Raw genomic sequence first — 10,371 nt, 5'->3', positions numbered from 1 at the left:
AGCGATTGGCCAGCGATCGCACGCTCGACACGTGCAGGTTGAAGCCCTCCAGTGTCAGGAGCGGGAAGAACAGGAATGCCTGCCAGCGGCCGATCAGGCGGGGGAGCCCGGTGGCGGCCCGGGCCTGATCCTGGGACCAGACCAGCAGGTCGGGGTCGAGGTCGGGGTCGAGATCCTCGTGGTTGGGGTTGGCGTGGTGGCGGGTGTGCTTGTCCTGCCACCACCCGTAGCCCATCCCGATACCGGCACCGGCGATCCGTCCGGACACCTCGCTGGCCCGGCGCCGGCGGAACACCTGACGGTGGGCCGCGTCATGGGCGAGCAGAGCGACCTGCCCGAAGACGACGGCCAGGAAAGCGGCGACGGCCAGGGTCCACCAGCTGTCACCGATGAGCGCGACGGCGGCCCACCCGCCGACGTAGAGCCCGGCGACCACGGTGATCCGCAGCGCGTAGTAGCCGGGACGGCGGCCCATCAGGCCGGCATCGGCGATCTTCCTGGACAGCCGGGCGAAGTCACTGCCGGGCATCGCCGAGGACGGCGGGTGAAGCGTGGTACTTCTGGTCATGATGGTGACACTCTCTCCGAAGGAGGCAGATGGCTCGGCGCCGCCTCGGGAGCTGCTGAGACCGGGCCGCACGGAGGGATGCGCTTCCGCCCTGGGGGAGGCGCGTAGCGCCGCGGAGCAAGGACGACGTCTGCTTCGTCAGCCGGTGGAAGCTCAGGCCCTCTATCTGAGGGCGGGTTCCCTGCGGGGCAGGTCTCACACCGCGTCAGCCTGCGACTGCCAGGCGTACCGCGTTGGGCAGGCTGGAGCATGCCGCCGACGTCCTGTTACCTCCGCTGTCAGCTCAGGTGGGCACGACAGGCATTCCTATGGGGGAAGTCTCGTGTAACCGGGACACAAGCGTCGGTGATGATGATGAGGTGAGAGCACCAGATCCTGGTGAGAGCTTGGTTCGCCTTGAGAGCTTGATCTCGGGTGACTTCACGAAACGCATCAGTCGCACCAACCGTCCGTGCGAGCCTCAATCCCAGAGTAGGCGCGACCCGTGGCGGTGGCCTGTCAGGCAGTCCTCGAGTTCCGACGCGGATTCTCGACGGTGGCCTCTTCCCTCACGAAGCGGGGCAAGCAGGCGAGAACCGAGCGCATCAGGAGTTCTCTTCCCTGTCGAGGGTGGACCGTAGGTTCTGGTGTGCTTCTCCTGGGCCGTTGCCCTCCTGTCCTTCCAGCAGGGCTGCCGCGAGGGCGTCGAGCTTGTGCTGGACGGCGCGTTCGGCCCGCAGCTCGGAGTTCTTCAGCAGCGCCACCATGAGCAGTGTCACGGCCGACATCGCCTCGCCCACGAACAGAAGCCACGTGATCGGCAAACCGATCACGTGCAACGTGACAGCCACGGCGACCAGGATCAGGCAGATCCCGAAGAACGTTGCCGAACTGGTGAACCGCGAGGCATTCTCGGCCAGCCTCTCAAACGGCTTGCTCCGCGAGCCTCCGCGGTCGGACGGGTGCTTGAGAATCATGCCCATTCTCTACAGCGGACGGTGGTATGCCCGAGGGCTGCCACGCCCGGCCAAGAGGCGGACCGTCCCGCGGGGTGGGCGAGGTTCCGTCCTGGTATGAGTTCGGTTTGGCCGGGCGTGATGTGGCCGGACCGTGAGCGGCTGCCCGGCGCGGTTGTGAACGGTGACGGCTCGTCGTGCGACCAGTCCGCGCAAGGTGGCGCCGCGACGGCTGCGACAGCCTCGCTTCCGCACGACAGGGCTTCCGCCTCGACGCCGCGCTCGCAGGGTGCGGATCTTCAGGGCCTGACTGACCGCGGATGGAGGGAGTTTGACGTTCGTCCCCAGCGGGGCCAGGTCGGGGTGGTTACGGACGATGCGCCCGACCACCACCGCGTCGATGGCGTCCTCGTCGTCCACGACGGCTACGACATGCCCGGTAACAATCGGCCGGTGTGGCGTCGGTATAGACCCTCAGTGCCCCTCGTTGGGCGGCCTTCGTGCAACTTGGGGCATTGAGGGTGTGGAAGATGCACGGTGAAATGACGCCTGCGGAGAAAGCTCTGGGGCGCTCGTATACCACCGTTGGCGGAGTCAGGTTCAACATCACCCGACTGTCTGTCGAACACCACCCGGGCCGCACGGTGACCTTGACGTTTGAGCTAACCGTGGAACGACCAGCCCAGCCGGATGAAAGCTGGGTGGTCAGTCTTCCGTGGGACGACAAACCGCGGTTGCCCGTACTGAAGGGCACGTCTTGGGCACGCAGCTTCGGACCGGAGAGGGAGTCCTGTGGGGGTGGCAGGTGCAGCCCGCGTCGGCATACTCCGGCATCTCGTCGGCAGGTCCGTTGCGAGCGCCCCCGTCGGGCATTCCGCACGCTGCCCACCTCATGGGGTGCGTCGGTCCGTGTGCTGGGCCCTGGGGAGCCTGATGGTGAACACACAACCCTTGCCGGGCTCACTGCCGACGGTGACGGCTCCCTCGTGTGCCTCGACGAACTGGCGGACGATGGACAGGCCCAGGCCACTGCCGCCGGTCCGTCTGCTGCGGGACTTCTCGGCCCGCCAGAAGCGCTCGAAAACGTGGGGGAGGTCATCGGCGGCGATGCCGCTGCCCGTGTCCTCCACGGTGAGGACGGCCAGGTCGCCGACGTGACGGGCGGTGAGTGTGACGGTCCCGCCCGCCGGGGTGTGCCGGAGCGCGTTGGAGGTCAGGTTGCCCAGGACCTGCCGCATCCTCACCGGGTCGGCGTCCAGGACGAGGCCGGGATCGGTGTGGGTGCACAGGTGGATGTCCGAGGACTCCGCCCGGGTGCGGTGGGCCGACACCGTCTGGGCGACGAGGTCGTCCGCGCGTACGGGTTCGCGGTGCAGTGCCAGGGTGCCGGCGTCGGCGGCGGCGAGGTCCTGCAGATCGTCGATGATGTGCTGCAGGAGCAGTGCCTCGTCGTGCAGGGAGGCGATGAGATCCGGGTCCGGCTCGACCAGCCCGTCGCGGGTGACCTCCAGCCAGCCGCGGATGTTGGTCAGCGGGGTCCGCAGTTCGTGGGCGATGTCGCTGACCATGGCCTTGCGCTGTGTCTCCAGCTGCTGGCGGCGTGCGGTGAGGTCGTTGAAGGCGGCGGCCAGGTAGCCGGTCTCGTCCTTGGTGGTGACCGCGACGCGTGTGTGCCGCTGCGGCGGCTGCTGGGCCGCGGCCGTCAGGGCCCGCAGGGGACGGACGAGGCGGATGGCGACCACGGTGGTCATGGCGACGGTGACCACGAGGACCAGCCCCGCGACGCCGACGATCTTGGCCTTGTTGGCGGGGGAGAGGTCGAAGCCCACGGGCTGTTGGCCGAGAGCGCCCAGATAGAGCCGCGCCCTGGGGGCGACGTACGGGTCGAGCTGGCTGCGGCGTGCGTCGTCGAAACAGTCCTGCGTCTGCCGACCGCCACCGAGCGGTCGTCCGGTGTCCTGGGCCGCGGCGGTGAGGCCGGGTATGACATCGACTCCGATTCCGGCCAGAGGGTTGGCCGCCTGCCCCTTCCTGCCGTCGGGGCCGAGGCAGGGAGCGGTCAGTGCGAGGAGTTCGTCCAATGCCTTCTGCTCGGTGCGGGTGGGAGTGTTGAGCGCTCCGTCCGCGCAAGGCGAGGGCACGGCTGCCTCTCCGCCGTCGGCGATGACCACGGTGCGGCCGCTGGGGAGCTGCCGGACGCGGCCGTCGCCCAGGTGCTTGCGCACGCACGCCAGGCGCTTCTCGGCGAGCGCCTTCACTCGTGCCCGTTCCGCCGCCGGGAGCCGGTACGGCCCCACCGCCCGCGGGTCGATCCCGGCGAGCTGGGCCCCCGGTTCGGTGGAGGTGTCGGTGTTCAGCGGGTCGACGGTGGCCGAGGCGCGGGCGGGCAGAGCGGTGCCGGGAGCGGCGGAGTCGGCGATGATGCGTCCGGCTTCCGTCGTCAGGGCGATACGCCGTCCCGTGGTGAGGGAGAGATCGCGCACCGACGAATGCACGCCCTCCCAGTCGGGGTGGGCCGCGGCGAAGCCGCTGAGCCGCCGCAGGATGTCGGTGTCGTCGGAGAGCACCTGACCGCGCTCTTCCTGGATGGCCCGCGTGGTGGTCTGCACGGCCAGCCACGCGGTGGCGCCCACGGAGACCACGGCGATGGCGACGGACGTGAGAAGCAGCCGCACCAGCAGGCTCTTACGCCAGGGGATGCGGGGACCGGGCGTCACGAAGGCTGCCCGGTGAGCTTGTAGCCGACGCCGAAGACGGTCAGCAGCCGGACGGGCCTGCGCGGGTCGGCCTCGATCTTCTTGCGCAGGTTCATGATGTGTACGTCGATGGCGCGCTCGGTGGAGGCGCGGTCGAGTCCCCGGGTGTGCTGCAAGAGCTGACGGCGCGAGAAGACCCGCTCGGGTTCCGCGGTCATGGCGTGGAGGATGGCGAACTCGCCGGGAGTGCACGGGACCAAGACGCCGTCGCAGGTGACCTCGTGCCGTGCGGGGTCGACGGTGATGCCGCCCGCGCGCAGTACCGGGGGGTCGTCGGTGGGGCGCAGGGTGCGGCGCAGCACGGTGCGGATGCGGGCGAGCAGTTCCCGTGGGCTGTACGGCTTGGTCATGTAGTCGTCCGCGCCGAGTTCCAGGCCGAGCAGGATGTCATCCTCGGCGGAGCGCGCGGTGAGCATGAGGACGGGTATCTCTCCGTCCTGCCGCAGCACCCGGCACACACCCAGACCGTCGACAGCGGGCAGCATCAGGTCCAGGACGACCAGGTCGGGTCTGCGGCTCCGGGCCTCGTCGATCGCGGCCCGTCCGTCGGCGACCACCACGGGGGTGTGACCCTCCTGAAGCAGCAGCCGTCGTATGAGTTCGGCCTGCAGGGGGTCGTCTTCCGCGACCAGAATATGTGCGCACACGCCGCTGACTGTAGGCGTGTGTGAGTCCCGTCCAGGGCTGTGTGAGGGCCTTCCCACATCCTGACAACTTCCTGATATCCGGACGCCAGGCTGGGTTCCCGGCCTCGGTCTTGCCGGGCACCGGCGCGGCACAGGCACGCCGGACGGCGCCGAACGCCCCTGCCGCTCGAACCCGGGGCCGCCTTCCCCGACTCGGTGGGACAGGCCACTCGACGCGAACGACGGAGACCCCATGCACCGCACCCGCCCCGCCCTCGTCCTGGCCGCCCTATCGGTCTCGGCATGTCTTCTGGCCGGCTGCAACCCCGGGCCGGCACGCGACAGCGACCGCACCGTGGGGCTGCCCGCCGCTTCCGGAACCGCCGCCCCACCGCGCATACGCCTGAACGTCACCGACGGGCAGAAGCACGTCCCCGTCAAGCGTGGCGGCCGAGTCGGGGTGGAGGCGGGGCGGATCGCCGAGGTCTCCCTGGTCACCGCAGAGGGCCGGGCCGTGCGCGGCGCCCTCTCCTCGGACGGCGGGAGCTGGGCACCCGACGCCCCCCTCGAACACGGCACCGGCTACCGGCTGACGGTGGTGGCCGCGGGCGACGGCGGTCACCGGACGACGAAGAAGGCCGCGTTCACGACCGTCGCCGAAACCGACCGCTTCACCGGCACGTTCACCCCGGACAACGGATCCACGGTCGGCGTCGGCATGCCGGTCTCGTTCACCTTCGACAAGGCGATCACCGACAAGAAGGCCGTCGAGTCCGCCATCGAGGTCAGCGCGAGCAGTGGACAGCCCGTCGTCGGCCACTGGTTCGGCGCGCGGCGCGTCGACTTCCGTCCGCAGCACTACTGGAAGGCCAACTCGACCGTCACCGTCAAAATCCGCCTCGACGGCGTCAAGGGTGCCGAGGGCGCCTACGGCGAACAGGACAGAACCGTCCGCTTCACCGTCGGCCGCAGCCAGGTCTCCACCGTGGACGCCTCCGCGCACCGGATGACGGTCGTCCGTGACGGCAAGACCCTCAAGACCCTGCCCATCACGGCGGGTGCGGCGAACTCGCCCACCTGGAACGGCCGGATGGTCATATCGGAGAAGCTGATCAGCACCCGGATGAACGGAGCCACGGTGGGGTTCGCCGGCGAGTACGACATCCCCGACGTCCCGCACGCGATGCGCCTGTCCACCTCCGGCACGTTCATCCACGGCAACTACTGGGGCGCGGACTCGGTGTTCGGCCGGTCCAACATCAGTCACGGCTGCGTGGGGCTGAACGACGTCCGGGGCGGTGGCGACGCCGGTCAGGACGGTGCCTGGTTCTACGACCACTCACTCGTCGGTGACGTGGTCGTGGTGAAGAACTCCGACGACAGGACGATCGCCCCCGACAACGGCCTCAACGGCTGGAACATGCCATGGGGTCAGTGGAAGGCGGGCTCCGCACGCTGAGTCGGGCCTCGCCGTGAGCCGTCGTCGTCCGGCACACACCCGGTCCGACTTCGGGAGCCGGAGCTGATCAGTTCCTCACATGTCTCGTCCAGGCTGACGGTCATGGCTTCCTCAACCCCTCGTCCGTCCCAACGGCGTTGGCCACGCGCGCCGTTCGGGACCGGAGCGACCACCTTCACCCGCCCGGGCTCGTACCGTCCGGTCATACCGGCCGCCGTCCTGGCCCTGTCCGTCGCACTCGCCGGATGCGCGGGCACGGCGACAGGCGTCAGGCCGTCCCACGTATCCGGGCCGGCGGCGGACGGTGCCGGCGCCGCATCGGCCGCCGCATCCGCCGCCCCCGGCACGACACAGGCCAGGCCCCCACGGACGTCCGCCGATCCCCGGGCGTCCGCCGACCCCGGAGCGGCCACCCCGCCCACCCCCGCGCGGCTACCGGGCCTGGGACCGCGGACGCTGGCAAAGATCCCCGCCGAGGCGCGCCAGGCCGTTCTGGTCACCGGCCGGGGCAAGAACTCCTCGGCCTCGCAGGTGGTCCTGTACCGGCGCACCGGCGCGGGCTGGGAACCGGGGGCCACCTGGCCGGCCCACAACGCCCTCAAGGGCTGGACGGACGACCACCGCGCCGGCGATCTCCGCTCGCCCATCGGCGTCTTCACCCTCACCGACGCGGGCGGACTGCTCGCCGACCCCGGCACGAAACTGCCGTACGACCAGGGGCCGGCCTTCACCATCGGCGGCACCGGCTTCGAGGGCGAGCCGCTCGCGGGCTCCTTCGACTACGTCGTCGCGATCAACTACAACCGCAAGCCCGGCACCTCCCCCCTCGACTGGACCCGCCCGCAGGGCGCGAACAAGGGCGGCGGCATCTGGCTGCACGTCGACCACCGCGGGCCCACGCAGGGCTGCGTGAGTCTGACGAAGAAGCACATGAGAGAACTCCTGCTCGCACTCGACCCGGCCCAGCACCCGGTGATCGTCATGGGGGACGCCGCATCCCTCAGGCGCTGACCGAACGGTGCGGGACGACAGCGCCGAGCTCCCGGCGAACGCCGGGGTGTTCGGTCAAGGACCAAGCAAGGACGGAACGTTGATGCGTGCCAGGCGCATAGGGGTCGCCGCTGCGGCGATACTCACGACCACGCTGGGATCACCGGCACCGGCTGCCGCCCAGCAGGCGGCCGAACCCCGGCCGTCCGCGCCGCGGGTCGGCCCCGACGGCCAACTCCCCGCCGGTTGGCGGATCACCGGTGGGGCCTCGGGCAAGCAGCTGGTCTGGCACTCCGCGGACCCGGTGCCCCTCACCGACGCCGGCGTCGAGTTCTACTCGGGAGACCGGTTCTTCGGCCGGCCGGTGGCCGCGAAGGACCAGCGCATCTTCCGGCTCGACCTGCACGCCGCACGCCTCGGGCGGGCCAAGGACCTGCAGGCGCGGATGGGGGGACGCCGCCTGGACGCATCGGGCGTCACGGCCGGCCCGGACAAGCGGCGCACCGCACCGGCGGCGAAGCTGCCGGCCGTGCTGCCGGCCAACCCCGTCGACCCCGGCAAGCCGGGTCGGTACGGGACGACGACCGGTGAATACACCTTGCCCTCGGTGCGGTTGCCCGGGCTGGACGCGCCCGTGGAGATGCGCGCCGTGGTGGTGGCGCCGAGGGGGGCCTCGGGCCGCCGGCCGCTGGCGCTGTTCCTGCACGGCCGCCACGACACCTGCTTCACGACCGACGGCGCCAGTTTCGGCGAGTGGCCCTGCCCGTCCGGTTCGAAGCCGGTGCCGAGCCACCGGGGCTATCTGCGCGATCAGAAACTGCTGGCCTCCCAGGGCTACGTGACGGTGTCCGTCTCCGCCAACGGCATCAACGGGCAGGACGGGGTGGAGGACGGCGGGGCCCAGGCACGCTCCTCTCTGGTGCGCCTGCACCTTGCCCGGTGGGCCGACTGGGCGGGCTCCGGCCGGTCATCGGCTCCGGCGGTCGTGCGGAGCGCACCTCCCGGCGACCTGTCCCGGGTGCTGCTGGTTGGCCACTCACGGGGCGGCGAGGGGGTGAACAGGGCCGCCATGGACAGCCTCTCCCGCCCGCCCGCGGACCAGGACGGATACCGGGGGCGCGTGCGCTGGCAGATCCGCGGCACCGTCCTCCTCGGACCCACCGCCTTCGGGCAGAACCCGGTCCCCGACGTGCCGTCGATGACGATCCTGCCGGGCTGCGACGGCGACGTCGGCGACCTGCAGGGCCAGATCTACGTGGACGGCACGCGCCAAGCCAGCCGGGGCGCCGCCCTGCACAGCGCGGTCTACATGGTGGGCGCCAACCACAACTTCTTCAACAGCGAGTGGACACCGGGGCAGGCGACGGCTCCGGCGGTGGACGACGCCGCGGAACCGGACCCCGTGTGTGCTCCGGGCAGCACCACACGGTTGACGGCCGGTCAGCAACAGGCCGCGGGCGGCACGTACATCGCCGCGGCGGCCCGGCTGTTCGTCGCGGACGACGACCGGGTACGCCCGCTGCTGGACGGCTCGAACCGGCGGGCGCCGTCGGCGGACCCCGCGCGGGTGCTCAGCCACGCCGTCGGCGGGCACCGCACCGCCGCGTTCCTACCGAACACCAAGGTCACCGTGGACGGCGGACGGCTGTGCTCGGCGGTGGCGGACCCCGATGCGGCGACCGCCTGCCTGGCTCCCGACGGGACGGGTACCTCACCGCACTTCGCCGAGTGGGAGACGGCGCCCGAACCGGGCCGTCGGGCGGTGGCCCTGCGATGGTCCGCACCGGGTTCTCCCGTACGGGTGCGTTCCGCCGAGCCGGCCTCCCTCTCCGGCGCCGAGGCCCTCGCCCTGCGGGTGATCGTGCCGCCCAACACCACGGGAACACGGCTGGACGTGACGATCGCCGACGCTTCCGGCCGCCGCGCGACCCTCGGCAGGGTCCGTGTCGACGGACTGCCGGGGAGCGGCGGGACCGCCTCGTACTGGGGGCAGGAGATACGCCTGCCGCTGACCGCCGCGACCCGGGCCCGGCTGGACACGGGCCGGGTGACGACGCTGGACATCACCCCGCGTAACCGCTCCGGACGGGCCTGGCTGATGGACGCCTGGGGCTGGCGCCCCGGTACACCGGCCGTGCGCCCGGTCGCACTGCCCCGTGTGGACGTCGGCCGGCTGACGGTCGACGAAGGGGACTCCGGAACCCGGAGCCACCAGGTCCCGGTGCGCCTCTCCGGCCGGGGCGACGGCCAGGTCAGGCTGTTCGTCACCGATCCCGTCACCGGCCGGGCCACGTCCCGCCTGGTGCGGGTGCGGCCCGGTGACTCCGTCATCGACGTGCCGGTGAAAGCAGAGGGCAACACCCGCTACGGCCAGGACACGGGGCAGGACGTGCTCGTGAAGGCGGTGCACGGCGCGGTGGTCGGCTCCCACCACGGCGGCGTGACCGTGCGGAACGACGACCCGATGCCCGAGGTCACCGTGACACCCGTCGCGGACCGGGTCACCGAGGGACAGGGCCTCACCTGGCGGGCCACCCTGTCCACGGTCGCGGACACCGAAGTGCCCGTGGAGTTCGGCTTCCTGGCGGCGGACGACGGCGCGGAGCTGTCCACCACGGACGTGGACCCGCAGTGGCTGATGGAGAACCACGGCGAATCGCCGCTCCCCGAGCGACCCCTGTCCACGGTGGGAATGCACCTGCTGTCCGCCGTCCCCGCCGGTCGGTTGAGCACCGAGGTGACCATACCCACGATCGCCGACGGGGTGACCGAGCCGGAGGAGGCGGTGCGGATCCAGCTGGTCGGTTTCGAGGAGCCGCCGGTCGGCCCGGTCTTCACCGGCAGGATCGAGGACACGTCCTGAGGGGCGCCGTGCGGGACCGCGGACGCACGATGCGTCCCCACCCGCCGAAGTGACCGAAGCGGTGGGTGGCGGCCGAAGCGATCGACCACCACCCACCGTTGCGTCACCATGGGGACACGAAGCACCACGGGGGACGGCGCGCACGATCACGGCCGTGTCCCGATCGGTGGCCCG

General features: G+C 71.2%; 7 protein-coding genes. 3 read left to right on the top strand and 4 right to left on the bottom strand.

Annotated elements, in window-relative coordinates; translation table 11 throughout:
• The 4 genes from IO24_RS0134080 to IO24_RS0134065 form a co-directional block, all read right to left on the bottom strand.
• A partial coding sequence (locus IO24_RS0134080) for a fatty acid desaturase family protein (RefSeq protein ID WP_037669150.1) occupies positions 1 to 568 on the bottom strand: 568 nt, incomplete at its 3' end.
• A 584-nt stretch (positions 569 to 1,152) separates the two neighbouring features.
• The gene (locus IO24_RS0134075; RefSeq protein ID WP_031142635.1) at positions 1,153 to 1,524 is read right to left on the bottom strand and encodes a low affinity iron permease family protein; all 372 of its coding nucleotides are present in this window, start codon (positions 1,522 to 1,524) and stop codon (positions 1,153 to 1,155) included.
• Positions 1,525 to 2,393: 869 nt separating this feature from the next.
• Positions 2,394 to 4,220 carry a sensor histidine kinase gene (locus IO24_RS0134070; protein WP_037669119.1) on the bottom strand — a complete coding sequence of 609 codons (1,827 nt, stop codon included), beginning with the start codon at positions 4,218 to 4,220 and terminating at the stop codon, positions 2,394 to 2,396.
• Positions 4,217 to 4,906, bottom strand: a complete 690-nt coding sequence (locus IO24_RS0134065) for a response regulator transcription factor (protein ID WP_031142630.1) — start codon at positions 4,904 to 4,906, stop codon at positions 4,217 to 4,219. The genes IO24_RS0134070 and IO24_RS0134065 overlap by 4 nt, the downstream gene beginning before the upstream one ends.
• Before the next feature lie 232 nt (positions 4,907 to 5,138).
• Here IO24_RS0134065 and IO24_RS0134060 point away from each other — a divergent pair, with 232 nt between their 5' ends.
• From IO24_RS0134060 to IO24_RS0134050, 3 genes are all read left to right on the top strand, one after another.
• The gene (locus IO24_RS0134060; RefSeq protein ID WP_031142628.1) at positions 5,139 to 6,344 is read left to right on the top strand and encodes a L,D-transpeptidase; all 1,206 of its coding nucleotides are present in this window, start codon (positions 5,139 to 5,141) and stop codon (positions 6,342 to 6,344) included.
• A 102-nt stretch (positions 6,345 to 6,446) separates the two neighbouring features.
• On the top strand, positions 6,447 to 7,355 hold the full coding sequence (locus tag IO24_RS41190; RefSeq protein WP_234335333.1) for a hypothetical protein: 909 nt from the start codon (positions 6,447 to 6,449) through the stop codon (positions 7,353 to 7,355).
• Positions 7,356 to 7,434: 79 nt separating this feature from the next.
• Positions 7,435 to 10,197: an alpha/beta hydrolase family protein gene (locus tag IO24_RS0134050; RefSeq protein WP_031142623.1), complete on the top strand. Its 2,763-nt coding sequence runs from the start codon at positions 7,435 to 7,437 to the stop codon at positions 10,195 to 10,197.
• Positions 10,198 to 10,371 lie beyond the last annotated feature (174 nt).

This window comes from Streptomyces flavovariabilis, assembly GCF_000725785.1.
Lineage (GTDB): Bacteria > Actinomycetota > Actinomycetes > Streptomycetales > Streptomycetaceae > Streptomyces > Streptomyces hawaiiensis.
The sequence above is the reverse complement of the archived record's forward strand: the minus strand, read 5'-3'. Positions and strand labels throughout refer to the sequence as shown.

Excerpts from the sequence above, each read along its gene's own strand:
- IO24_RS0134075 (WP_031142635.1), bottom strand. The coding sequence starts at position 1,524 with ATGATTCTCAAGCACCCGTCCGACCGCGGAGGCTCGCGGAGCAAGCCG.
- IO24_RS0134060 (WP_031142628.1), top strand. The coding sequence starts at position 5,139 with ATGCACCGCACCCGCCCCGCCCTCGTCCTGGCCGCCCTATCGGTCTCG.
- IO24_RS41190 (WP_234335333.1), top strand. The coding sequence starts at position 6,447 with ATGGCTTCCTCAACCCCTCGTCCGTCCCAACGGCGTTGGCCACGCGCG.